The sequence below is a fragment of the Paenibacillus sp. cl6col genome, assembly GCF_900102125.1.
In the GTDB taxonomy this organism is placed as follows: Bacteria; Bacillota; Bacilli; order Paenibacillales; family Paenibacillaceae; genus Paenibacillus_B; species Paenibacillus_B suaedae.
In genome coordinates this window covers 329,584-353,772 of record NZ_FNAZ01000002.1, presented here as the reverse complement: position 1 = coordinate 353,772, position 24,189 = coordinate 329,584, and the positions used below count along the sequence as shown (strand labels likewise).

23 protein-coding genes are annotated in these 24,189 nt (G+C 48.0%); 1 reads left to right on the top strand and 22 read right to left on the bottom strand.

Annotated elements, in window-relative coordinates; all coding sequences use genetic code 11:
• Positions 1-24: 24 nt before the first annotated feature.
• The 22 genes from BLS15_RS05790 to BLS15_RS05685 form a co-directional block, all read right to left on the bottom strand.
• Positions 25-936, bottom strand: coding sequence for an O-fucosyltransferase family protein (locus BLS15_RS05790; protein ID WP_021254640.1), 912 nt, complete (start codon positions 934-936; stop codon positions 25-27).
• Between the two features lie 354 nt (positions 937-1,290).
• The gene (locus BLS15_RS05785; protein WP_028533086.1) at positions 1,291-1,971 is read right to left on the bottom strand and encodes a DnaD domain-containing protein; all 681 of its coding nucleotides are present in this window, start codon (positions 1,969-1,971) and stop codon (positions 1,291-1,293) included.
• A 185-nt stretch (positions 1,972-2,156) separates the two neighbouring features.
• Positions 2,157-3,452 carry an asparagine--tRNA ligase gene (asnS, locus tag BLS15_RS05780; RefSeq protein WP_021254642.1) on the bottom strand — a complete coding sequence of 432 codons (1,296 nt, stop codon included), beginning with the start codon at positions 3,450-3,452 and terminating at the stop codon, positions 2,157-2,159.
• Positions 3,453-3,474: 22 nt separating this feature from the next.
• Positions 3,475-4,683 carry an acetate kinase gene (locus BLS15_RS05775; RefSeq protein WP_021254643.1) on the bottom strand — a complete coding sequence of 403 codons (1,209 nt, stop codon included), beginning with the start codon at positions 4,681-4,683 and terminating at the stop codon, positions 3,475-3,477.
• Positions 4,680-5,552, bottom strand: a complete 873-nt coding sequence (locus BLS15_RS05770) for a 3-hydroxyacyl-CoA dehydrogenase family protein (protein WP_021254644.1) — start codon at positions 5,550-5,552, stop codon at positions 4,680-4,682. The genes BLS15_RS05775 and BLS15_RS05770 overlap by 4 nt, the downstream gene beginning before the upstream one ends.
• A gap of 131 nt (positions 5,553-5,683) precedes the next feature.
• Positions 5,684-7,204, bottom strand: a complete 1,521-nt coding sequence (locus BLS15_RS05765; RefSeq protein ID WP_090510434.1) for an AAA family ATPase — start codon at positions 7,202-7,204, stop codon at positions 5,684-5,686.
• On the bottom strand, positions 7,176-7,739 hold the full coding sequence (locus tag BLS15_RS05760; protein WP_254777290.1) for a quinolinate synthase: 564 nt from the start codon (positions 7,737-7,739) through the stop codon (positions 7,176-7,178). The genes BLS15_RS05765 and BLS15_RS05760 overlap by 29 nt, the downstream gene beginning before the upstream one ends.
• 245 nt (positions 7,740-7,984) lie before the next feature.
• Positions 7,985-8,503, bottom strand: a complete 519-nt coding sequence (locus BLS15_RS05755) for a hypothetical protein (protein WP_021254647.1) — start codon at positions 8,501-8,503, stop codon at positions 7,985-7,987.
• 15 nt (positions 8,504-8,518) lie between these two features.
• Complete coding sequence (locus BLS15_RS05750; protein WP_021254648.1) at positions 8,519-9,829, bottom strand: amidohydrolase; 1,311 nt, start codon at positions 9,827-9,829, stop codon at positions 8,519-8,521.
• The gene (locus BLS15_RS05745; protein ID WP_021254649.1) at positions 9,826-10,473 is read right to left on the bottom strand and encodes a redox-sensing transcriptional repressor Rex; all 648 of its coding nucleotides are present in this window, start codon (positions 10,471-10,473) and stop codon (positions 9,826-9,828) included. The genes BLS15_RS05750 and BLS15_RS05745 overlap by 4 nt, the downstream gene beginning before the upstream one ends.
• Before the next feature lie 15 nt (positions 10,474-10,488).
• Positions 10,489-13,359 (bottom strand): ATP-dependent DNA helicase DinG, encoded by a 2,871-nt coding sequence (gene dinG, locus BLS15_RS05740; protein WP_021254650.1) that lies wholly within the window; start codon positions 13,357-13,359, stop codon positions 10,489-10,491.
• Positions 13,360-13,504: 145 nt separating this feature from the next.
• Positions 13,505-14,161 carry a tetratricopeptide repeat protein gene (locus BLS15_RS05735; RefSeq protein WP_021254651.1) on the bottom strand — a complete coding sequence of 219 codons (657 nt, stop codon included), beginning with the start codon at positions 14,159-14,161 and terminating at the stop codon, positions 13,505-13,507.
• Positions 14,162-14,364: 203 nt separating this feature from the next.
• Positions 14,365-14,751, bottom strand: a complete 387-nt coding sequence (panD, locus tag BLS15_RS05730; protein ID WP_021254652.1) for an aspartate 1-decarboxylase — start codon at positions 14,749-14,751, stop codon at positions 14,365-14,367.
• Between the two features lie 10 nt (positions 14,752-14,761).
• Positions 14,762-15,652, bottom strand: a complete 891-nt coding sequence (gene panC / locus BLS15_RS05725; protein WP_021254653.1) for a pantoate--beta-alanine ligase — start codon at positions 15,650-15,652, stop codon at positions 14,762-14,764.
• Positions 15,649-16,518 carry a 3-methyl-2-oxobutanoate hydroxymethyltransferase gene (gene panB / locus BLS15_RS05720; protein ID WP_021254654.1) on the bottom strand — a complete coding sequence of 290 codons (870 nt, stop codon included), beginning with the start codon at positions 16,516-16,518 and terminating at the stop codon, positions 15,649-15,651. Before panB ends, panC begins: the two co-directional genes overlap by 4 nt.
• A 335-nt stretch (positions 16,519-16,853) precedes the next feature.
• The gene (locus BLS15_RS05715; protein ID WP_021254655.1) at positions 16,854-17,822 is read right to left on the bottom strand and encodes a biotin--[acetyl-CoA-carboxylase] ligase; all 969 of its coding nucleotides are present in this window, start codon (positions 17,820-17,822) and stop codon (positions 16,854-16,856) included.
• Positions 17,819-19,156 (bottom strand): CCA tRNA nucleotidyltransferase, encoded by a 1,338-nt coding sequence (locus BLS15_RS05710; RefSeq protein WP_254777289.1) that lies wholly within the window; start codon positions 19,154-19,156, stop codon positions 17,819-17,821. Before BLS15_RS05710 ends, BLS15_RS05715 begins: the two co-directional genes overlap by 4 nt.
• A 102-nt stretch (positions 19,157-19,258) precedes the next feature.
• Complete coding sequence (gene bshA, locus BLS15_RS05705) at positions 19,259-20,419, bottom strand: N-acetyl-alpha-D-glucosaminyl L-malate synthase BshA (protein WP_090510429.1); 1,161 nt, start codon at positions 20,417-20,419, stop codon at positions 19,259-19,261.
• Between the two features lie 38 nt (positions 20,420-20,457).
• Positions 20,458-21,156, bottom strand: coding sequence for a bacillithiol biosynthesis deacetylase BshB1 (gene bshB1, locus BLS15_RS05700; protein ID WP_090510932.1), 699 nt, complete (start codon positions 21,154-21,156; stop codon positions 20,458-20,460).
• Positions 21,156-21,578 (bottom strand): methylglyoxal synthase, encoded by a 423-nt coding sequence (locus BLS15_RS05695; protein ID WP_021254659.1) that lies wholly within the window; start codon positions 21,576-21,578, stop codon positions 21,156-21,158. Before BLS15_RS05695 ends, bshB1 begins: the two co-directional genes overlap by 1 nt.
• A gap of 96 nt (positions 21,579-21,674) precedes the next feature.
• The gene (gene dapB / locus BLS15_RS05690; protein ID WP_090510426.1) at positions 21,675-22,478 is read right to left on the bottom strand and encodes a 4-hydroxy-tetrahydrodipicolinate reductase; all 804 of its coding nucleotides are present in this window, start codon (positions 22,476-22,478) and stop codon (positions 21,675-21,677) included.
• A gap of 45 nt (positions 22,479-22,523) precedes the next feature.
• Positions 22,524-22,907, bottom strand: a complete 384-nt coding sequence (locus tag BLS15_RS05685; protein ID WP_021254661.1) for a MazG nucleotide pyrophosphohydrolase domain-containing protein — start codon at positions 22,905-22,907, stop codon at positions 22,524-22,526.
• 202 nt (positions 22,908-23,109) lie between these two features.
• Here BLS15_RS05685 and BLS15_RS05680 point away from each other — a divergent pair, with 202 nt between their 5' ends.
• The gene (locus BLS15_RS05680) at positions 23,110-23,979 is read left to right on the top strand and encodes a YitT family protein (protein ID WP_090510423.1); all 870 of its coding nucleotides are present in this window, start codon (positions 23,110-23,112) and stop codon (positions 23,977-23,979) included.
• Positions 23,980-24,189 lie beyond the last annotated feature (210 nt).

The following is a 24,189-nucleotide window of genomic DNA, read 5'->3' as shown; positions in this document are numbered from 1 at the left end:
ATTCATGTGTAGGAATGACATCATTTATACGCAAGGAAACCACATATCCCAATAAGGTTGATACGTTGGAAATAAATCCAGCGTATCTGGTTGATAACTACGATAATGACGCATGTAGCCCGCTAAATATGAAAAGGATGAGGAATGTGGTCCAATAAAATAAGGAGCATGAATACATACAAGCCAATCGACCAGCGCTTGTTCCTCTAGACATAAGGAATCAAATTTCTGCTTCAGTTTTGGGCTTCCTTCTAACACTATTTTTTTATTATAAATCATAATATCCCCGTTTTTTTCCTGTATCCCTTTTGCGATCGCTGCATACTCTTCATCCAATAAACCGGATGCTAAATATATGGCTGATACCTTTTGCTTAGCCTCCATACAAGCATAAATACAGTGAAGCTGACTTTCCGCATAATGTTCTAGCCCCATACTTTTTATATCGGAAATTAGCAATAAATCTTTTTCAATTCTTAGATGAGCCGCTATCCACTGATGCTTCTCGGACATAGAAGCGATAATGAAATTAGATAATTCTACGATGTGCTTAGCGAAAGGAAAGGCATTGGCAATGAACAATCCGCTATTTTTATTTTCGATTGCTGACATCTGCCGGATCGGATACCTTTTACAGTTAACCGCTTGATTACGTACTTCTGCTTGTACTTCTTCAGCACGTTTCACATCAATCTGTCGACTTGACAGTAATTGCTGCAACGCATGTACATCAACGAAGCAATCGATTGCTATGCTTCGAAAATACGGAGTAACATCAAAATCAACCGAGGTTCTCGTTTGAACATTTTGTAAAAGGATTCCTGCAGGAGAGCCCTCGCTCGCATGATATAACGCTTCACCAACGGCACGAAAAACGGACATTAACTGATTGCAAAGTCCTTCTGATCCTTCTGCACTATTTTGAAAATAAATCATGCGTTGTTCCTCCATAGCGATCTAACAAAACTCACATATAAGCTGAATGAGAGCTCCAGATTGAATATATCGTCGTTTCGAATAACTAAAGGAAAGTCAACAAATAAAGGTAAAGATCCAGATAAGAACAATATATGTAGAGGCTATATCAAATGAGAAGTAAAAGGCGGAGATTTTTTAAACATTTCCATATCAAGGTCAATATCAAGCTATCCGTGTTCGTCCATTGATACATGATCGTAGAACCAGAACCGAATAAGATTATTATCTGAGATTGCCGCCGAAACACCATTACAGCCTCTCTGCAGCAACCTCAAAATTATTTTCCCATGCAAACTTACAGGAGCTCATACCTCATCTTCCACTAGAACGGAATTTCTGTGTATAAGCCTTCGCATCTTCAATCGAGCGAACGCGGTTGCGGCTCCATTCCAGCAGGATGCGATCCACATAGCGGAAGTGCACCTTGCCTGCAAAGACGGCTTCCTTCAACGCCAATAAGATCAGTTCCTCTGGATAGTGATCCTGATCAATCCACCCAGCTATCGTCTCACATTCCATTGGTGAAAGAGGACGACCGAATTCCTTCTCGAATATATTGAACAGATTCGGCTGATCCGAATCCGTTAAGGCAGATGATTGTCTGAGTCGCTGACGTTCCGTTCGTATCTCTTCCGTCAGGAGCACAGCCATTTTCTCCCATAATCCAGTCAGATTATAACGCTCATATTGAATATCCGTAGCCGCATCGATCTCCTCATCAATGCTGATAAAGCCATCTTTCAACAGGCGCTGAAGTGATTTGATCACAAGTTCTGGAGCTGTTCCCATTCGTTCCTGCAGCTCATCAATCGTCGGAAAGTCCTTCATTTCCTGCTGCTTAAAGCCTATAAGCTGAATGAGCAGCATAGCCTCCGTATCGTTCAGCTTCAACTGTCGATAACAGCGCAGCAGATGGTACGGCACACTGATGCTGCCTGATTGCATGCCTAGCGCCATCCCTTTAGCAAAGGTGCGAAAAGCGTCTCCACTCATACAATAAATCCCCTCTCCGCTTCACTACCCCTCTATTGTCTCATACGAACGGCTATTTGATAAGCACTAAATTGGCAACGTTTTCAAACAGTAGAAATAGGGCTTTGTCACTAGTGAAAAAAACGCCCCGCATCGCTGTTGCGATACGGGACGATCTTCATAAACTGTAAATCCAAGCAATATGCTTATGGGTACAAGCGATACAGCAAGCGAGGGAACGGAATTGTCTCACGGACATGATCCAACCCACAGATCCAAGCTACTGTACGTTCCAACCCGAGTCCAAATCCGGAATGTGGAACTGTACCGTATTTGCGCAAGTCCATATACCATTGGTACGCTTCTGGAGACAGTTCATGCTCCTTGAAGCGCTCTTCCATTAAGGCAGGATCATCAATACGCTGAGATCCACCAATGATCTCTCCGTAACCTTCTGGAGCGATCATATCCGCACACAGAACAACTTCTGGACGGTTCGGATCCGGTTTCATGTAGAACGCCTTGATGTTCGTTGGATAATGCGTGATGAATACAGGCGTCTCATACTTCTCAGCGATTGCCGTTTCATGCGGTGCACCGAAGTCCTCACCCCAAGGAATATCGTATCCTTGCTCTTGCAAGAATTTGATTGCTTCATCATACGTAATGCGTGGGAATGGCGCTACACATTTCTCCAGCTTGGAAGTGTCGCGGCCAAGCGTCTCCAGCTCTGGACGGCAGTTCTCCAGCACAGATTGTACGATATGCGATACGAATTGCTCCTGTACCTTCAGGTTCTGTTCATGATCGACGAACGCCATTTCCGGCTCGATCATCCAGAACTCGATCAGGTGACGGCGCGTCTTCGACTTCTCAGCACGGAACGTCGGTCCGAACGAGTATACCTTACCGAGTGCCATAGCAGCAGCTTCCATGTACAACTGACCACTCTGTGTCAAGAATGCATCTTCTTCGAAGTATTTGGTATGGAACAACTCTGTCGTCCCTTCACAAGAAGAAGGCGTCAGGATCGGAGGATCCACCAGTGTGAAGCCCTTCTCATCGAAGAATTGCTGTACCGCGCGAATGATTTCTCCACGGATCGTCAAGATGGCATGCTGCTTCGGTGCACGCAGCCACAAATGACGGTGATCCATCAAGAAATCAACACCGTGTTCCTTCGGTGTAATTGGATAATTCTCTGTAATCTGAATGATTTCCACATTCGTTACAGTCATTTCAAAACCGGACTTGGAACGTGGCTCTTCACGAACTGTCCCGGTTACATACAAGGAGCTCTCTTGTGTTAAGCTCTTCGCCGCTTCCCAGACTTCCTCCGGCACTTCACTTTTCACTACAACACCCTGGATGAATCCAGTACCGTCACGCAGCTGCAGGAATTGAATCTTGCCACTGGAACGCTTGTTGTGCAGCCAGCACCCCATGCGGACTTCTTCGCCCACATGACGGCTAACTTCGCGGATGACACAAGTCGTCGTCATCGATCGCTCTCTCCCTTACGCATTAATTATTTCGATCTTGTACAAGGCGGTAAGTATCCCGTGCAATCATAAGCTCCTCGTTCGTAGGAACGACAAGAACTTGAACCTTGGAATTCGGAGTCGAAATGAGACGCGGCTCTTTCGAACGAATCTTATTCAGCTCCGGATCAATTTCAACGCCCAAGAACGTCAGCTTCTCGCATGTTGCTTCACGGATTACGATGGAGTTCTCACCCACACCTGCCGTAAATACGATCACATCTACGCCGTCCATCGCTGCAGCATATGAACCGATGTACTTGCGCAGGCGATATACATACATTTCGAATGCCAAAGTAGCATTTGGTTCGCCCTCAGCCATTGCATCCGTAATTTCACGCATGTCGCTGGACAAGCCAGAGATTGCAAGCAAGCCGCTATGCTTGTTCAACATGGAGTTGACTTCGTTGACCGTCAAGTCTTCCTTCATCATTGTGAATGGTACGACAGCTGGATCCAAGTCACCGCTGCGCGTACCCATCATCAATCCTTCAAGCGGAGTCATCCCCATCGAAGTATCGATCGATTTGCCGCCTTCAACCGCTGTCAAGCTGCCGCCATTACCGATATGGCAAGTAATGATCTTCAAGTCTTCGAGCGGGCGTCCAACAACTTCAGCCGCACGTTGGCTTACATAGTTGTGGGAAGTCCCGTGGAAGCCGTAGCGACGAACTTTGTGCTTCTTATAGAGCACCTTCGGGATCGCGTACATGTATGCCTTCTGAGGCATCGTTTGATGGAAAGCAGTATCGAATACAACTGCTTGCGGTACGTCCGGCAAGTTCGTTTCTACTGCCTTAATTCCCATCATGTGAGCAGGGTTATGCAGTGGAGCCAAATCGAACAGACGACGGATTTCCGCTTTGACTTCGGAGTCAACCAATACGGAATTGCTGAACGATTCACCGCCGTGAACGACACGGTGTCCAACAGCTTCAATCTCATTGATCGTCTTAACTACGCCAACCTTAGCATCTGTCAGCTTGTCCAATACTTTACGAATCGCAATCGTATGGTCAAGAATTTCGCTTACTTCTGTAATTTCATCCGTGTGATGCGGTTCGTGAATGAGAATGGAGGAATCCATTCCGATACGTTCTACACGGCCTGCTGCCAGTACCGATTCGTCCTGCATATCATACAGCTGATATTTAAGTGAGGAGCTGCCTGCATTGATTACGAGTATTTTCATAGTCTATCCCCATCCTTATCATACTTGAAAAATCCGACGCCCGATTTCACGCCGAGGTGGCCTGCGCGCACCATTTTTTTCAGCAATACGGACGGACGATATTTAATATCGCCGAACTCGCGGAACATACGCTCCAACGCTGCAAGTATGGAATCCAAGCCGAAACGGTCAGCCATTTCAAGCGGCCCGTATTGGAAATTATATCCGATTCTCATCGCGCTGTCGATATCTTCTGCAGAAGCGACGCCTTCTTGCAATTCATGCAATGCCTCATTGATAAGAAGGCAGATCATGCGTGAAGTCACAAAGCCTGGCGACTCATATACCATGATGCCTTTCTTTTGCACAACTTCTTCAACGAAACGTTTTGTTTCATTGAAAGTAGTGTCAGAAGTTTTCAACCCGCGGATAATTTCCACGAGATCGACTTTGGAGACCGGATGAATAAAGTGCATGCCAATAACACGCTCAGGATACTTCGTTGAGCTTGCCATTTCTGTCAAGGACAGTGTTGATGTGTTGCTCGCCAAGATAATGCTGCTTGGACATACGCGATCCAGTTCAGCGAAGACCAATTTCTTCGCTTCCAGATCTTCAGATATTGTTTCAATTACCATATCGCATGCACTTAGTTCCGCCAGATGCGTCACTTTATGTATGCGCGAAAGAATTAATTTTTTTTCGGCCTGTGTGATTGCCCATTTTTCAAGCTGCTTATCCAGGCTCGTTTCAATCATTTCATACGCGTGGTCCAGCTTCTCCGGCGATTGCTCCACCAACAGCACGTCCAAGCCTTTGACAGCAAGCATTTCTGCAATGCCTTGGCCCATTGTACCGCCGCCGATGACGCCGATCTTTTTGAAAAACATGGTTTCTTCCACCTTTCTTGTTGCTATGCTCTGCATAGTGTACCCGAGATGATGGTTTCGTTATCAGTGCATAGGTACCTCACCTTATCTTATCATGAATATGAGAGCAAAAAAGAAAAACCAGCGTGAAATCACGCTGGTAATTGTTTCTTGTCACATAACAGACACCGGAACGTATCTCCGTTCACCAATTCCTCTTCCAACAGACGCTGCAAACATCGCTCAAAAGCATCTCGGTGCTGTTCCAACAATTCACGCGTTCGATAGGTCAAATCTACCATAATCGTCTGCGTTTCTTTTGTCAAGACATCTGGTGAGAGATGTTTCAAACGTACAATGCCGAGATCCGTCAATCCTGCATTCACCATCGTCTCTACAATGTTGAGTGCTTGATCGAAGTCCCCCTGTGAGCCCGTACTACGGTTGCCGTAGAACAACTCCTCTGCTACCGATCCGCCCAGCGCAATGATGATTTGCTCCTCAAGAAATGGCTTTGTATACAGGTAGCGATCTCCCTGTGGTTGATGTCGAACATAGCCTAATGCTTGGCCGCGAGGGCTTAACGCAACTTGAGATACGCTTCCCGGTCGGACAAGCTCTGCGGCTATCGCATGTCCAAGTTCATGAATCGCCACCCGGCGTCGTTCTTCCTCATTCGTCTCTCGATCACTCTTCTCTCCCATTAACGTCTTATCAATCGCAAGCGAGAGATGCTCCATCGTAATCGCCTCTTGCTCCTGACGCATTGCATAAATAGCCGCCTCATTCAGGACGCTCTCTAATTGAGCGCCTGAGAAGCCGAACGTTTCTTCTGCGATTTGCTCCAGACTTACTTCTTCCGCCAGTGGCTTATTCGTAGCATGCAGCTCCAAAATATGCTTGCGTCCCTTCTTATCCGGCATATCTACTTGGATATGACGATCAAAACGGCCTGGGCGCAGCAATGCACTGTCCAGCATCTCTTTACGGTTTGTGGCGGCCATTACCAGAATACGCGGTGACTCATCTGCGTACAGTCCATCCATCTCCGTCAACAGCTGGTTGAGCGTTTGATCATACTCTTTTTGTTGCCCACCTTCACGCTTGCCGCCGATCACATCAATTTCATCAATGAAGATAACTGCATTTTGTTTTTTCTCTTTCTCTGCACGCTGTCTTGCTTCCTTGAACAGCTCTCGTACACGTCCCGCTCCGACACCGACATACATCTCAACAAACTCACTGCCTGACACACCAATAAATATCGCGTCTGCATAATGAGCAGATGCTTTCGCCATTAATGTTTTCCCCGTCCCTGGGGGGCCTGTTAACAATATCCCTTTCATAGGACGAATACCGAATTTACGAATGTCATCTGGCCGTACCAGAAAATCAAGAGCTTCAATCAATTCATTCTTGGCTCTATCCTGCCCGCCAATACGCTCGAAGCTCATTTCACTAATCTGATTATTGCCTGACTTCACACGCCCTGACGAACGCGCCAAGCCAGCTTGTCCTCTGCGATTTACAAACAGCAGAAGAGCACTGATCGCGGCAACTGCCGCGATGACCGGCCATATATTAACTCCAAGATAACTGACAAATAATATCGCTGGGATTACGATCCCTAATGCCAATTCCCAACTACGAACGGATTTCCGTTGCTTTTTCATTAGGCCATACCCCCACAGGCGATGCTTGCAAAGGAAGCAATACGGTCTTGCTTCCTTTCTCATCCTTGAGTTGAATATACACATATCGTGAATCCATTTCCGTTTGGATCTGAATACCTGGATTTTGCTGCTGCAGTTCCTTCAACCTAACAGGAATATCGCTGTATTTCTGATGTACCATTGCATCTGCAATGTCGAACATTGCACGTGACCATAACTTATCGATAAGCGGCGTGCTCTCATCATTCAAGTATTCCAATTGTACTTTTTTCCCGCTCGAATTCTGTTGCAGCTCGTCCGACACTCTTTCAATCAGGGTGCTAATATTGGTGCCATCCTTGCTCTTCAGCTTCACTTGCAGCGCATCAGGATACCATTGAACATCATACTGCGTAATTTCAGCATGCTGCTTCAATACTCGTTCCACAGGCTGCTTCACGAAATTACGTTCATACAGTGTCCAACCTCCAAATAGTGCAACAGCTGTCGTGACCATAATGAGCAAAGTAGGCATGATTCGAATCTTTTTCGCCATGCTGAAACCTCCTGTTGCAAATATATATATCAATACCCCTAGTAATCTCTTTCTGATATATCAAGAGTATATCACATATGTTACTTCAACTATGGATGTAATGTGTACCATGATTGCCATCGAAATGGAGCTGCTACAATACAAAAAGCGCTGCTGCTTCGCATAGCGTACAATATGTACGTCATATGCAAAGCAGCAGCGCTGCAAAATCGCCTATTACTCGTTATTGGCTAACATTGAATACGTTATTTATTAGGCAGCGTATAGACATCCCCTATTGAGGAACCATTCGCAAATGAATAGAAATGATAGAAGTAATGAACAACCCCTTGTTCATCCTTGCGTTTGACCAATGCCTGCCATACATATTGATCATCCTTAAATGCTGGCGTAATGCGGATTACATCCGCATCCGGATATTGGGCTTCTATCTGGGCTTGAATCGTCTCTTTAGAGGTTGATTCCGCCATAGGAGTTACCTTATCAGGGAGTACCCACACGGTCTGCTCCTTACCATGTTCGTCAGTTCCCCGCACCATGTATACGACTTGATCCCATACACCCTTCTCCACTTCTGTCACATTTACGAGCTTCACTGCTTCATTCGCCCGCTTTATTATTTCCGCTTCCTTGACCCGTTCGTCCTTATTGATGTATTGCACATACTGATAAGTGGCGAAGAACAATCCGACTAGAAATAAGAGAACGAGTACCGGAATCAACCACTTCCAATGCGACCTCCGGCGTACGCGTCTTCTCTGCATGAATTCTCCTCCTGCCTATCTTGCCAGCAAGCCATCAAAGCATTGCTGCGCCTCGCGAAGGATTCGTTCTTCATCCATCGTCAAACATTCCCCATTCTTCACAACCTGCTTGCCGTCAACCCATACATGCTTGACATCTTTCGCAGACGCTGAATATACCATGTGGGATACCAAGTCGGTATGTGGCAGGAAATGAGGCTGATCAATATCTACCGCAACGAAGTCAGCCTTCATGCCTACTTCAAGCGCTCCAATATCGTCAAGACGAATGGTCTGCGCGCCATAGATCGTACCCATGCGCAGCGCCTCTGCAGCAGGAACCGCAGTTGGATCGCCGGACACCCCTTTATGAATCAAGGCCGTAAGGCGAATTTCTTCGAACATATCCAGATTGTTGTTGCTTGCTGCACCATCCGTACCCAAGGATACAACAACACCCGCACGCAGCATCTCAGGAACACGAGCGACACCGCTCGCCAGCTTAAGGTTGCTTCCTGGATTGTGGGACACCGCAACTTGATACTTCGCAAGCGTCTCAATCTCTTCGTCCGTCAAATGAACAGCATGCGCAACGAAGGAAGGACGGGAGAAGAATCCGAGCTTCTCCAAATGCGCAACCGGACGCAGTCCATAATCCTTCACATTCTGTTCAACTTCTGCCTTTGTCTCTGACATATGCGTGTGCAATGGCAAATCCAGATCATGAGCAGCCTGTACGAAGCTCTCAATAAAGGCTGGAGGACAAGTATACGGAGCATGCGGCGCCATAATCGTACGAATGCGGCCATCTGCCTTCCCATTCCAATCCTTCGCGAATTGAATCGCCTCATTCAGCTTCTCGCGCTGTACATCCTCTGGGCATAAGCCAATCGCACCGCGCATAAGCGATGCACGGATACCGGATTGCTCACATACCTTCGCTACTTCGTCCATGTAGTCATACATATCTACGAAGGTTGTTGTACCGCCCTTCAGCATTTCGATCACAGACAGAGCTGTTCCCCAATAGACATCATTGGCCGTGAACTTGCCTTCCATTGGCCACATTTTCTCCTGCAGCCATGTCTGAAGCGCCAAGTCATCCCCATACCCACGAAGCAGAGACATTGCAGCATGCCCGTGTGTATTAACAAGGCCTGGAATGAAAAATAGACCTTTGCCATCGATGATTTCAGCATCAGCTGCTGCATATTGCTCAGGCAGCTCCGATCCAATATGAACGATGCGATCATTCTCAACAACCATGAACCCATGGAATGAGGACTGCTTCGCAGTTGGAGACAAATCGGCGAACATGCCATTTTTAATAATGATTCGGTGTGTCATTCGGCGGGTACTTCCTTTCCATTATCAGATAAATAATAGGCCAAACTGAACAAATCCGTTGTAAAATCGGCAGTATGCACACGGATATTCGAAGGAACCCTCAAAATGACAGGCGCAAAGTTCAAGATCGCTTCTACTCCCGCCTCTACAAATTGATCAGCTACATACTGAGCTTCTGTAGCAGGAACCGTGATAATCCCGATACGGATTTGCTTCTCGCGTACCGTCGTAATTAGGTCAGACATCGGCTGAACTTTCAGGTTATTTATCTCGGTATTGATTTTGGATTCCTGTGCATCGAACACTGCAACGATCTTCATATTATCTTTCAAGTATACGGTGTAGTTACAGAGTGCGTGACCTAATTTACCTGCACCGACCAATCCAACATGGATAACTTGATCCAGTTTCAAAATATGTCTGATTTGTTGAATCAAATACGATACATCATACCCAATGCCCTTGCGGCCGAAGTCGCCGAAATACGCTAGATCCTTCCGAATTTGCGCAGGATTCAAGTTCAGCTTCTGTCCCAAATCTTGAGAAGAAACTGTGAGCACTTCTCGCTGCTTCAATTCCAATAGATGGCGTAAATACACGGGTAATCGCCGAACGACAGCTTCTGATATCTTTAGTGCTTTCATTCTAACAAGCCCCTCTCATCGCTCTCCAATGCCTCTTTGATTATGGTCTAGCCACGTATCAATACGTGGTACAAGTTGTTCTGTTGCCATATGCTCCATTTTTGGGCCAGGCAGCGAGTAAAGAAAATGTTTGCCGTAGCTTGTCTCTATTACACGAGTGTCATAAATGATGACAATTCCCTTATCCTGCGTCGTACGCACAAGGCGGCCGAATCCTTGCTTGAAGCGAATTACAGCCTGTGGGACGGAATATTTGCGGAATGGATTCTGATTCATCCGCTTCAGCCGATCGCACTTCGCTTCCACGAGTGGATGATTCGGTGGCTGGAATGGCAGCCGTACAATCGCAAGACATGTCAACGCATCTCCTGGAATATCAACGCCTTCCCAGAAGCTGCTCGTTCCTAGCAGGACTGAATTCGGCTGATCTCGGAATCGGCGTGTCAGCTTGCTTCGGTTGCCGCTGTCAATCCCTTGTCCCAGCACTTGAATGCCATGCAGGCTAAGCGCCTCCTTCAGCGGTTCATACACATCCCGCAGCATGCGGTATGACGTGAATAAGACAAGCATACGTCCTTCTGTTACCTTGGCTACATCAGCCAAGGACTGCATCAGCGTCGAGTTAAACTTGGCATCTGATGCTCCCTTCACACTAGGGAAGTCACGCGGGATGACAACAAGTGCTTGTTCCCGGTAGTTGAACGGCGACGGAAGTATGACCGTATTTAGACGGCCATCCCGCTGCGCATCCTTCAAGCCAAGCTGTTCAGCTACGAATTGGAATGATTTATCAACGGACAATGTAGCCGAAGTTAAGATTACGCTCTTCTTCGGCTCGAAGAAGTATCGCTTCAGCGCTTCGCTTACATCGACAGGGACCGCATACATTTGCATTGATTTATGCTTGTATTGGAGATTGCCTTCCATCCAGTAGACGGTATCCGCATCCTTGCCTTGCATAAATTCACGGAATTCATCGCGAAGCTGCCCTATGTCCTTGAATAAACCTGTCACATCAGCCGTGACGCCCTGCACTTCATCATCATCATAATCCTTCCATTCATTGACGAGCTTCTCCCCCGAACGAACAATATCACTTAAACGCGTGTGAATATCGCCTTCGAGCTCCGATACGGAGCTCCATCCATCAGGACGATTGCCAGATGGCAGCCGGAGAACAGCTTGCCCGCCTTCCGCCTGCCCCGCTTCATTCATGGAAGGAAGCATTTGATAGAGTAGCTCATGCAGCCGATCCCATTGATCCTTAACATCGACAAGCTGTGTTAACAGCTTCTCGATCCCTTCAGCCCATACGAGCGCTTTTTCATTGCCTGACAAGCGAAGACGCAGCTGCAGCAATACAAGCGCACCATTCTTGCTGTCTTTGAACAATTGGGTCAGCGGATGAATGAGTGAAAAATATTGCAAGTGAATGCCTAAATGTTTGCCTGCCGTTTCTTCGAAGTGATGTGCTTCGTCTACGACAAGCTGCTCGTATGCGGGGAGCAAACGATGCTCCGCAATCACGTCCGTAAACAATAGGGAATGATTCGTTATAATAATGTCCGATAAATTCGCATCATTCTTCGCCCGGTGGTAGAAGCACCGACGGAACCAAGGACATGCGCGATTCAGACAGGAATCACTATCACTGGCAACGGTATCCCAGAAGTCTGCACCCTTATGAACGAAATGCAGTTCTTCGTCATCTCCATGCTCCGTCTGACTGAGCCACACCAACATTTGGGCAGCTGTCAAACTATCATCGCGTGCATGTACATACTCTCTATTACTTATTTTATGTTCAAATTTTCTCAAACACAAATAGTGACTGCGGCCTTTTAATACGGATGCCTTAAATGGAACCGGCACAATCTTCTCCAAGAGCGGCAAATCACGCTGTCTCAGTTGTTCTTGCAGATTGATTGTGTGTGTGCTAACAATCACTTTGCTCTCTTGAGAAACACTCTGATATATGGATGGCAGTAAGTACCCAAGCGACTTGCCGGTACCAGTACCTGCTTCGATTAGCAGGTGATGCTCTTGTTCGAAGCACTCCATCACTTCATTGAACATCTGCTCCTGCGATTCGCGCGGCTCATAATTATCCAAACGGCTTGCCAGATTCGTCTTAACCTGATCTAGGAACTGAGCGAAGGTCACTCCCTTAAGTGGGTTCTCTGCTGAAGAATCACGCGGCGCCTCCGTCTCTGTCCAATCCGTTTGCTTCAACGTCAATTGGCGGAACGGATAATACCCTTCTTCTTCTGTCCAATCAGACACCTCACGCTCCTGAAGCTTCTCTGCAAGCAGCCATTTCAAATCCCGCTCCTCTTGATCGCCAAACACATCAACGACGCGCTGTAGCGTCAATAACGGAAGCTGGTCAATCGCTTCTAAGCAGCGAATAAATATATCTGCTGTCGCCCTCGCATCACTGTCTGCTTGGTGCGGGCGATCATGAACAATCCCCATCTCATGTGACACAGAACCAAGCTGGAAGGAAGGCAGCGATGGAAAGAGGATGCGAAGCAGTTCAATTGTATCTAATATACGACCTGTGAACGGCAAATATCCTGTCTGTTCCAGCGCCCTGCATAGGAATTGATAATCGAAGGCCACATTATGGCCGACCAGTACGACATCCCCTAGCAAAGGGACAAGCCCCGTCATGGCATCATCAATATCCGGAGCATCCTTCACATCTTCCCCGGTAATGCCAGTGAGCTGCGATATAAATTCCGGTATGGGAACAGTTGGCCGCACAAGCGTATGATATTCGCGTTCTATCTTCAAATCATGGCCAAGAATAACCAAACCAATTTGAATTATTTCATCGTTCGGCTGACTGCCGGTCGTCTCAAAATCCAAAACAGCAAATCTCATCTCAATAGCTTTCCTCTCACAATTTCTGTTCTTAGCATAACAGATGTTCAGGCGTTTGGAAATGACTAGAGGGAAACATCTGTGCGTATTTTTTCCACACAGTCGTTCCCCTCCGATGTCATGAATCATTGATATTACATGCATGTTATTGGATATGCATCATGTGCTCGCCGCCGAGTTCAAAATGACCGCTTTTGGACTGGCATACCTTCAAATTCATAATCGGTTCCGGCAGAGCCGGATCCCATTCATGCGCCTTCAGGAAGCATGCTTCTGCCTGTGCAAACTGATGCTGCTTCGCATGAATGCAGCCAAGCGCATTGCAGGCAATGGCCTTCATGCTGTTGTTGTCAGTCAAAGGTATGATAAGTTGAAAATGATGTCCTGCTTCCTGACAATTCCCTAAATGCAAGTGCGACATCGCCAAATACGCGCGCACCTCGATATTCTCTGGCTGAATCTTAGCCGCCTGTTCCAAAAACATAACTGCTTCCTTATACATCATGAGCAAATAATACCCCTGACCCCGCTGATAGGGATCCCCATAGTCCGGAATAGCTATTTTGCTCTCCTTCACTGGGCATGGCTGTACGGGTACTGAGCTTCCCTTGCCTGCTTTGGGCCTTAACAATGACAGACGCTCTTCGAAGCGCAGCCATTCCTCCACAATATGGTCACTCATGGAGCGAAGCAGCGACACTTGATGATCGAGTTCCTGTTTTTGCTTTCCCTTCGCATGCGGGTATTGAGCAATCACTTCATCCAACAGTTCATTCATGGTCTCGAATACATGTTGCAGCACGATTCCATCCCACCTTCACAAGTGTTGCGTATCGTTGTCTTATCGGCTCACGTTCATTGTGTGTCTCACAGCTAAGTTTCATTCGGTGCTCCAACGATTCCCGTGCGCTGGCTTCCGTTGTCAGCGAAGCAGAGCAGCAATACGTCCTGCATGGTAGCGCAAGCAAGCAATTCGGCCATAATCATGCCCCTAATTGAAATGCATTAACGAATGGTTGAATGCTCTTCTGTTAGATTCATTACTTCAACAGGCTTGTTATCTCCATCAACAAAAACAATATTCGGCTTGTATTGACGTGCCTCTTCATTCGTCATGGATGCGTAAGAAATAATAATGACATTGTCCCCTGGTTGTACCAATCGAGCTGCCGCACCATTCAAGCAAATCACCCCTGAATGCTTAGGCCCTGGAATCACGTAAGTTTCTAAGCGAGCTCCATTATAATTGTTTACGATCTGAACTTTTTCATTCGCCCAAATATCAGCCAGCTCCATTAAATGCTCATCGATCGTAATACTGCCAACATAGTTCAGATTTGCTTCTGTCACCGTAGCACGGTGAATTTTGGATTTCATCATTTCGCGCATCATTTAGTTCACCCTACTCTCCATGAGTTAACATACGATTATCAATTAATCTTGTCCGACCGAATTTGACTGCAAGTGCAATCAAAATATTGGTGTTTCGCTGATCTAGCGACATCTCCGGCGCCAGTGGCTCCAAATCTGGGAAGCTCAATACTTCAACATAGTCGATGTCTGCCAACGGCTGCTGTGCTATCATATCCTTCATCTTCTGCTGAAGCATTGGGGCTGTCAGCTGCGGATTCTCTTCAAGCCAGACGTCAACTTGACGCAGTGAGCGGGATAGTACGAGCGCTTGCGCCCGTTCTCCCTCAGACAAATACACATTGCGCGAGCTCATTGCCAGACCATCTGCTTCGCGTACAATCGGACATGGAACAATCTCAACTGGGAAATTCAAGTCCTCCACCATGCGCTGAATGACAGCAACCTGCTGTGCATCCTTCATACCGAAGAAGGCTTGATCTGGCTGCACGAGGTGGAACAGCTTCGTAACAACGGTTGTCACACCGTCAAAGTGAACCGGACGCGTAGCACCACACAGCGGACTTGTAATGTCATCCACATGCACTTTGGTTTTGGTAGGTGTAGGATACATCATGTCCGGTGTTGGCATGAATACGATATCCGCACCATGCTTCTTCGCTACCGCCAGATCCCGTTCTTCGTCACGAGGGTACTTCTCATAATCTTCGTTGGGCCCGAACTGTATCGGATTGACGAATATACTTAGGACTACAATATCGCATTGACTGCGAGCCTTGCTTAACAAGCTCGCATGCCCATCATGCAAATACCCCATCGTCGGAACGAAGCCAATGGTTGGGTCTCCGTCCGGACGTCTATGTTCAAGCTTCATGCGACGCAGCGCGTCTCTCAGCTCTTGTATGGAATGTACTGTGATCATGGTGTCTGCACCTTCCCACTTCCGTATAATTGTCCTGCCAATTCCTCATCTGCAGCGAATACATGCTCCTGGGCTGGGAATGTGCGCTGCTTCACTTCTTCTACATAAGAAGCAAACGCTTCACGAATGGTCGTTCCTACATCCGCATATGTTTTTACGAACCGCTTAGGACGATAGTCTGCATCATATCGTACGATATCATGGAATACGAGCACCTGCCCATCACATTTGACACCGGCTCCGATTCCGATTGTCGGAATCTCTAGCCGTTCTGAGATATAAGCAGCCACCTCATCCGTCACAAGTTCTAGTACAACACCGAAGGCTCCCGCCTCCTGCAGTGCTAGGGCATCTTCAAGCAATCGCTGTGCATCTTCCATCGTCTTGCCTTGGATTCGATATCCTCCAATTTGATGTACCGATTGCGGTGTCAAGCCGATATGTCCGAGTACCGGCACACCTGCCTGCACACAAGCCTTGACCATAGGTGCAATCTCCGCTCCGCCTTCCATTTTCACAGCTGTTGCGTGTCCTTCTTGCATAATGCGGCGAACCCCATTCAGCGTCTCAGCCACCGTGCTGTGGTAAGTCATGAATGGCATATCAGTCACAATAAACGTGTTCGGCGCTCCCCGGCGCACTGCGCGGGAGTGGTATACCATATCATCGATCGTAACTGGCAATGTAGAATCATAGCCTAGCACGACATTGCCCAAGGAATCACCGACGAGGATAATATCGACGCCCGCTTCCTCTGCCAATCGGGCAGTAGGATAATCATAGGCTGTCACCATGGCAATGGGTTCGTTTTGTTTCTTCATCGTTTTCATTTTGACAATACTTAGTGGCTGCTTCGGTTTGTTCATTCTTTCTTCATCTCCTTCAACGTCTCTTTGGCGCGTTTCAACACAATCTTCCATCATCTCTTTTGCCTGATAGCTGTTGCTGTGCGCATTTTTCTTAGTGTGTGCAAAACAAAAAACCTTTTAGCATTTCCACTAAAAGGGTCCATAAGAAAAAAAGAGGTCGCAAGCGGACGTCCTTCTGTCTCGGTCCCTTCGGCTCAGAGCAGAAACGTGCTACACGTTCGTCAAGGAATATGCACTTAACTTCATTCTTCCTTGCTGTGTGTGGCCGGTGTGGTTCCGCGAGGATACCGCCAAGCCGACACTTATTATACCAAAGTTTATTCCTACTTACATCACGTAAAGTGTACATCCCCGGAAAAAATTTTCCGGTAGCAACCATCCTCGCCCAGCACGATAAGCGCTCCGGAGTCATCAAGTCCCTGTGCAACCCCAGATACAATTCCGTTCGGGGTCGTCACCGACAGACTGCGTCCAATGGTTACGCTTTGCGCTTCCCATAGCGTACGGATCGGTGCAAATCCTTGCTCAACATACAGCTTGTATAACTGCTCTAATTCAAATAAGCACTCTGCAAGCAGTGAGGCACGATCAATTTCCTTACCCGAAGCAATTTTGAGCGATGTCACTTTAGACCTCAATTCCTCTGGGTAGTCATGCTCTTCCAAATTTACACTGATGCCAACCCCCGCAATAACATGAACAAGTCGTTCATCCTCAGCTGAAGATTCTGTCAGTATTCCGCATACTTTTTTATCTTCATACAAAATATCATTGGGCCACTTTATTCCTAAATCCACGTCCGTCATCCGCTTCATTGCGCGGCATAGCGCAACTGCGGAAAGCAGTGTCAACTGCGGCGTGAATTGTAGCGGAATTTGCGGGCGGAGGATCAGGCTCATCCATATTCCCTTGCCTGCGGGAGAGTGAAAGCTTTTTCCCTGTCTACCTCGCCCCCCTGTCTGTTCCTCCGCGATTATGACCGCACCGTCTGCTGCTCCTTCCAGTGCCCACACAGCCGCTTCGTTCTGCGTCGATTCCGTACGGGCAATGATACGTAGCTGGTGACCCAGCTTGCTCGTCTTCAGTTTCTCAAGCAGCGACAATTCATCCAGCTGCGTTGGCATTTGAACGAGTCGATAGCCCAGCTTCGGCACAGCTTCGAATTCGTAGCCCTTCGAACGAAGACGATTGATTTGCTTCCACACGGCGGTACGTGATATATCAAGTCTCCGGCTAATCTCTTCACCGGATATAAACTCTCCTGGATGCTCTTTGAACCATGCTAGTAATTGGTCACTCATTGTTCATTCCACGCTTTCCTTACATAGTCAAGCAGAGCTTCGCGCTCATTAGCAAGTTCCCCTAATGCTACGGAGAGCCATACCTGCTCCAAGCATTGGCGTAGCCATGGCCCTGCCATCCGTTCTGTGGCTTGCAACACATCCGAGCCCGTCAGGGCAATATCTCGCAAGCCCCGGACGGGAATGTCCTCCAGCCAAGCCTCGCCGTGCTGGAGGAACGGCTGCATTGCAGCCGCATACTCGCGCGCCGCCCCAACGCCCAGTAGGGCGCGGCGGCACGCGAGTGCATCGCGGAGACCTTGTTCACCGACAGCGAACAGGGTCTCCGCGAAGGTGCGGCGCCACGCGTCCAAGGCGCCGCTATCTTCCCCGGCCGCGGCCAAGGCGGCAGTGCCGCCAGCCGCGAGCCGGGCGTCCGCGCGCAGGACGGCCAGCATGGCGTCCTGCTGCGCGCCCGAGCAGCGCAGCGCCTGCACAATGCGCTGCGCCTCCGCTTCGTCGACCTCATGCCCAAGCAGCAGCAGCGCCATGCGCTTCTCGGCCGTATCCACCTGGCCGAGCGCGCACAGTAGCGGCTGCCACACGGCAGCATCGGTCGACGCAAGTGCTCCCAGCGGCTCCTTCGTATGACCCAGGAGACCGCTGCGTACGAGCAGCCCCCATCCGCGCGCCGGATTCGGTCCTGCTGTAAGCTTCCACAGCTCGTCCCGCACGCGTTCCATCGCAACGAATGCGAGCGTCTCCCTATTGACCCGCAGCGCCTTCCAAGTCGACTTGGCGAACACGCCGCCAAGCAAAGACGCAAAGCGCACACCCCGCATCATTCGCAGCGCATCCTCGCGGAAACGCTCCTCGGCTGTGCCGACACAACGGATGATGAGCCTTCTCAGATCGGCTTGTCCACCAAATGGATCATGAATGCACCCGTTCACATCCTTAGCCATCGCATTAATCGTGAAGTCCCGTCTTCTTAGATCCTCATCTAGATCATCAATAAATTCGACTTCCTCTGGCCGACGGTGCCCCTCATACGCCGCTTCCTTGCGAAAGGTGGTCACCTCATAGGTATTCTGCGGCATCACAACAGTTACCGTCCCATGCTGCAGCCCTGTTGGAATCACCTTTGGGAACAAAGCCACTACCTGTTCTGGGTGGGCGGATGTCGCGATATCCACATCATAGATCGGCCGCCCGATCAGCGGATCGCGGACACAGCCCCCAACCATATAAGCACTGAACCCCGCTTCCAGGAGACAGTTCATCACTTGTTCCGCTTCCTGGAACAGCGAATTATCGGTCAAGCCGCCCCTGCTTCCATATTCATCGCCCATCATCAGGTCTCCTCCCATCAATACATACAAGAGCGCGCAACGGAGATGGCCATTGCGCGCATTCGACGTGTGGTGGTAATGGGTACGGTATACAGCAGATCACCCTCAGCACACCGGCTTCGGATCCAACGCTTCCTTCCCAAGCACACGATAATAAATTTGTTCATATTGCCACGTAATGAGATCGTTGCAGAATACATGTCGTGCCCGATGCAGACATGCCTCATGCATCTTCTGCGACAATTGCGAATCAGACAGCAGTCGAATCGCATAATTGGCCATCGCCGCTGTATCTCCTGTTGGTGCTAAGAAACCCGTCTCTCCATGGCTCACCAGCTCTGGTATGCCCCCTGCTTCGGAGCCGATCGTAGGTACACCGCAAGCCATTGCTTCCAGGGCCACTAACCCGAAGCTCTCCTTCTCGGATGGGAGCAGCAGCACATCTGCCAGCGAAATCACCTGTGCGATTTCATCCTGCTTGCCGAGGAAATGTACCCGATCTTCCAGTCCTAACTCTCGGATGCGGCACTGCACCTTCGGCATGTCTGGCCCTTCTCCGACGAAGACGAGGCGTGACGGAACTTGCTCCTGAACCTGATTGAAAATATCCACCACATCACTCACCCGCTTAACAGGGCGGAAGTTCGAGATATGCATCAATATTTTCTCATTCGGGTAGGCGAAGTCGGCACGGAATTGAGCAACTTCCCTTGGATAGTACACACGCTTATCAACAAAATTGTACGTAAGATCAATCGGTCGTGTAATATCAAGCAAATCTCTTGTTTCTTTAATTAAATCATTCGATACAGCCGTAACCGCATCACTCTCATTAATGGCGAAGCGAATCATATCCTTGAGCGATTCGTCCTGAGCCAATACCGTTATATCGGTTCCATGCAGGGTAGTGACTACCTTCAGCCCTGGGTGGGCCATTTGCTTCGCCAAATAAGCGCATACCGCATGCGGAACCGCATAATGAACATGCAGCAAGTCAAGCTGCTGCATATTTGCCACTTGAGCCATCTTGCTTGCCAGAGATAAATCGTAAGGAGGATAACGAAAGACATAATAATCGTTAACATCGACCTCGTGATAATGAATATTCTTCTGAAAGCTTGCACCTAAGCGAAACGGAATATTATGTGTAATAAAATGAACCTGATGTCCCCGCTCAGCCAATAGCTTGCCAAGCTCCGTCGCCACAACACCAGAGCCACCGAGCGACGGATAACACGTAATGCCGATTTTAAGACCTTCCTTCATAGCTGATCCCCCTTTTCGCCATTCACTCACACGGATTACTACAAGAAAAGAGATACCGCAAACGGGCCTTTCACGACAAACCCTTCCGCATACTCAAATCCGCGAGTCTGACCAAGCAGCGAATCTCGTGCAGCAACCCGCTCCACATAATTCTGATTCAATGGAGTTGCGACAAATTCATTGTCGCCATCTGGCTTCATAAACTGAGAGCGATATGCTTGAAGCGACTTCCGCTTCTGATCATATACATCAGACACATCAACCAGAACTTGAGAAGCAGCAACATCATTAATAAAGTAATAATAGACTTGCTCAACCGTATGCGCAGGCAGCTCTGGCATATAACGCCGCAGCTTTGCATTGAACACTGCTTCCTGAACAATGCGACTGCAGGCAATATGATCAGGATGACGATCCTCCCAGTAAGGCATGAAGACAATACGAGGACGATGATTGCGAATAGCGGTTACCACCGCATCGATATGCTCCTTGCTTACCTGTAAGCCGCGATCAGGAAGGCACAAATTACCGCGTGCCGAGAGCCGCAAGATTTCTCCTGCTTCCCTCGCTTCCTCTCTGCGCAGCTCTACCGTACCATTCGAGGACATCTCCGCTTCAGTCAAATCACAAATGCCGACACGATACCCTTCCTTCGTATGCTTGGCAATCGTGCCCGCCATGCCGATCTCGACATCATCAGGATGCGCTCCGAATGCAAGAATGTCGAGAGTATTCATCATTCTTCCGTTCCCGGCTTATATTTATGTGTCAGTTCACGCCATGCGAAGTCGCCGCGTTCAAGCGCCTTAACAAGAATTTCTGCTGTCGCAATATTCGTTGCAACTGGAATGCCCTGCACGTCGCATAGGCGAAGAAGAGCAATAATATCCGGCTCGTGAGGCTGAGCCATTAACGGATCGCGCAAGAAGATAATGAAGTCCATTTCATTTTGCGCAACAAGTGCGCCGATCTGCTGATCGCCGCCGAGCGGGCCAGACTGGAAGCGATGAATATCCAGGCTTGTCTGCTCCATAATGCGCAGCCCTGTCGTACCCGTTGAATATAATTTATGACCTTGGAACACTTTTTCATATGCGATAACAAAATTAACGATTTCATCTTTTTTGCGATCATGTGCAATAAATGCGATATTTAGCATGTCTATCCCTCCGTTGTGTGTCCCCTGCTCACATTCATTTCGAGCTATCTAAAAATACAAATGCATACAGCATTAAGCGAAATCGAAGTCAATTGATCAGTCATCAAGTAGGTGCTCGAAGCCGTATACCAATTGCTCCAGATTCATTACCTTCTTGACTGCCATATTCACACCTGGCATATACCCTGCACGCTCATAGGAGTCGTGACGGATTTTAAGAGATTGCCCATAGCCCCCGAAGATAACTTCCTGCTGAGCAAAGACCCCTGGCAAGCGAACACTATGAATGCGGAATCCGTTGTAATATCCGCCGCGGGAACCTTCGATCTTCTCTTCTTCATTCGGATTGCCTTGGCGATGCTCCGCTCTTACCTGAGAGATCAATTCTGCTGTCTTTACAGCGGTTCCGGAAGGAGCGTCAAGCTTCTGATCTCCGTGATATTCAATGATCTCGAGATCCGGGAAATACTTGGCCGCTTGCTGTGCAAATTGCATCATAAGAATTGCCCCAATAGAGAAATTCGGCGCAATCAGACCACCAAGCTTCTTCTCTTGGCAAAGTTGCGTCAATTGCTCAATCTCTTCCGGCTGGAAGCCTGTTGCCCCAATAACAGGGCGAACTCCATACTCAATTGCAAGCATCGTATTCTTCATTACGGCCTGCGGGATCGAGAAATCAACCATGACATCTGCTTCTACCTTCTGCAGTGTCTCTTCAACATCTGCTGTAGTTGTAACACCGCATGCAGGTAGACCTACTAGCGTGCCCGCATCGACAGCGCCCGCTGACGGTGCAATTGCTGCAACCAGTTCCAAGGACTCGTCCTGCAGTACCATTTTCACAACTTCTCTTCCCATGCGTCCGCTTGCACCCGAGACGGCTACGCGAATTCGTTTCATTTTATGTCCCCCCAACTGCTCCAATAACGATATGTTTTTTTTCGATTATGATTCGTTTGATGTCTGCTCATCAATCCGTGTCCATCGATTCGCGTCACGTGTATTGAACTTGTGCATGCAGGCATCATGAGCCTTCGTCAAGTCGATACCGAGCGAGTTCGAGAAGCACAACAGAATGAACAATATATCTCCAAGCTCCATCTCAATGGAGTTGTCTTCTTCTGAAGCCTTCTTCGGCTTCTCCCCATAGCGATGATTCACTTCACGCGCCAATTCCCCTACTTCTTCAGACAATCGGGCAAGCATCGCAAGGGGGCTGAAGTAGCCTTCCTTAAACTGTGATATGTAGTCATCAACTTCCTGCTGCATTTGCGCGAGTGGCTTGCTTCGCAGGGAAGTGAGGAAAGACTTCATCTCTGGATTTGTCATACGATCCCCTTCTTTATTCATGCAAAAGTGGTTTGAAATGAATGAAATCTGCTAACCTATTAATGAGGGTAACGACTTCGTTACTTTCTGCTACTATGTTATCGTATCACCGTCTGGAAAACAAATGCTTTTTATCTGCTTCGTAATCCGATATACTAATGAACGAATGAGCATCTACCTGCCTAAAGGAGCCTGAATTTTTGTGAAATCGACCATTGTTCAACGCATTTGGAATACGTTTCTCCCGATAACGGTTGGAACAGCGATTTTTGCATTTGGATTAATTTACTTCATTATGCCCAATCAGTTGATGGAAGGCGGCGTTACTGGAATTACCGTCCTATTGAATTATGCAGCAGGAATTCATCCATCAATCTCTACACTAGTTTTGAATATCCCACTGTTCATCATCGGATGGAGAGCACTTGGCATGAAGCAGCTGGCACTTAGTTTTTACGGTGTTCTTAACCTCACATTCTTCCTATGGTTATTCGAGCGTGCGGTCTCCATGCATTGGATTTTACCATTTCAAACTTCGAATGACTTCATTTTGGCCACCTTGTACGCTGGCGTTACCGTAGGAACTGGACTCGGTATTGTCTTTCGATTTGGCGGTACCACAGGTGGCGTCGATATTATCGCCCGGATTGCGAACCGTAAATTCGGTATCAGCATGGGGCAATTCATCCTTATCCTCGATATATTCATCATAGGGGCTGCTTTGTTCTATATTCCGAAGGAAAAAATTCTATATACGCTTGTTGCTGTATTCATTTCCTCTAAAGTCATCGATTTTATTCAAGAGGGAGCATATGCAGCCAAAGCATTTACCGTTATCTCTGATCATTCGGAGGAGATTGCGGATGCGATTACAAAAGAAATGGAACGCGGGGTCACACTTATTCCAGCAGTAGGAGCATATTCCCGCTCCCAGAAGCAAATGGTGTACTGTGTCGTTAGCCGCACAGAAATTCGCCGCTTCAAAACGATCGTAAAAACAATCGATCCACGGGCATTTATTGTTGTGAACGATGTACATGATGTGCTTGGTGAAGGATTTCGAGAGGAGTAAGTAGAAGCTCTGCCTTCGCGAACACTGGGAATTCCCCTCCCACCGCCTGCTCACCGTTCTACTCAAGTCATATCTTAATTACAATAAACAGACCTCGAAGCAAGCCTGCTGTCGCTGGCTTATATCGAGGTCTACTGTAAGATAGGCATTCCTAGAAGAATTCGCCCATCCCATCCTTCATTCTTTTTTTCATTCCTTGCCTGTCCGAAC

Coding starts and splice junctions, on each gene's coding strand:
- BLS15_RS05755 (WP_021254647.1), bottom strand. CDS start 8,503: ATGCAGAGAAGACGCGTACGCCGGAGGTCGCATTGGAAGTGGTTGATT.
- bshB1 (WP_090510932.1), bottom strand. CDS start 21,156: ATGAATACTCTCGACATTCTTGCATTCGGAGCGCATCCTGATGATGTC.
- panB (WP_021254654.1), bottom strand. CDS start 16,518: ATGAACAAACCGAAGCAGCCACTAAGTATTGTCAAAATGAAAACGATG.
- BLS15_RS05745 (WP_021254649.1), bottom strand. CDS start 10,473: ATGAAAGCACTAAAGATATCAGAAGCTGTCGTTCGGCGATTACCCGTG.
- BLS15_RS05790 (WP_021254640.1), bottom strand. CDS start 936: ATGATTTATTTTCAAAATAGTGCAGAAGGATCAGAAGGACTTTGCAAT.
- panD (WP_021254652.1), bottom strand. CDS start 14,751: ATGATGCGCGAAATGATGAAATCCAAAATTCACCGTGCTACGGTGACA.
- BLS15_RS05695 (WP_021254659.1), bottom strand. CDS start 21,578: ATGCTAAATATCGCATTTATTGCACATGATCGCAAAAAAGATGAAATC.
- BLS15_RS05765 (WP_090510434.1), bottom strand. CDS start 7,204: ATGAAAAAGCAACGGAAATCCGTTCGTAGTTGGGAATTGGCATTAGGG.
- BLS15_RS05715 (WP_021254655.1), bottom strand. CDS start 17,822: ATGAGTGACCAATTACTAGCATGGTTCAAAGAGCATCCAGGAGAGTTT.
- BLS15_RS05785 (WP_028533086.1), bottom strand. CDS start 1,971: ATGAGTGGAGACGCTTTTCGCACCTTTGCTAAAGGGATGGCGCTAGGC.
- BLS15_RS05710 (WP_254777289.1), bottom strand. CDS start 19,156: ATGATGGGCGATGAATATGGAAGCAGGGGCGGCTTGACCGATAATTCG.
- bshA (WP_090510429.1), bottom strand. CDS start 20,419: ATGAAGGAAGGTCTTAAAATCGGCATTACGTGTTATCCGTCGCTCGGT.
- dapB (WP_090510426.1), bottom strand. CDS start 22,478: ATGAAACGAATTCGCGTAGCCGTCTCGGGTGCAAGCGGACGCATGGGA.
- BLS15_RS05750 (WP_021254648.1), bottom strand. CDS start 9,829: ATGACACACCGAATCATTATTAAAAATGGCATGTTCGCCGATTTGTCT.
- panC (WP_021254653.1), bottom strand. CDS start 15,652: ATGATCACAGTACATTCCATACAAGAGCTGAGAGACGCGCTGCGTCGC.
- BLS15_RS05775 (WP_021254643.1), bottom strand. CDS start 4,683: ATGAAAATACTCGTAATCAATGCAGGCAGCTCCTCACTTAAATATCAG.
- dinG (WP_021254650.1), bottom strand. CDS start 13,359: ATGAGATTTGCTGTTTTGGATTTTGAGACGACCGGCAGTCAGCCGAAC.
- BLS15_RS05760 (WP_254777290.1), bottom strand. CDS start 7,739: ATGGCGAAAAAGATTCGAATCATGCCTACTTTGCTCATTATGGTCACG.
- BLS15_RS05770 (WP_021254644.1), bottom strand. CDS start 5,552: ATGTTTTTCAAAAAGATCGGCGTCATCGGCGGCGGTACAATGGGCCAA.
- asnS (WP_021254642.1), bottom strand. CDS start 3,452: ATGACGACGACTTGTGTCATCCGCGAAGTTAGCCGTCATGTGGGCGAA.
- BLS15_RS05685 (WP_021254661.1), bottom strand. CDS start 22,907: ATGACAAATCCAGAGATGAAGTCTTTCCTCACTTCCCTGCGAAGCAAG.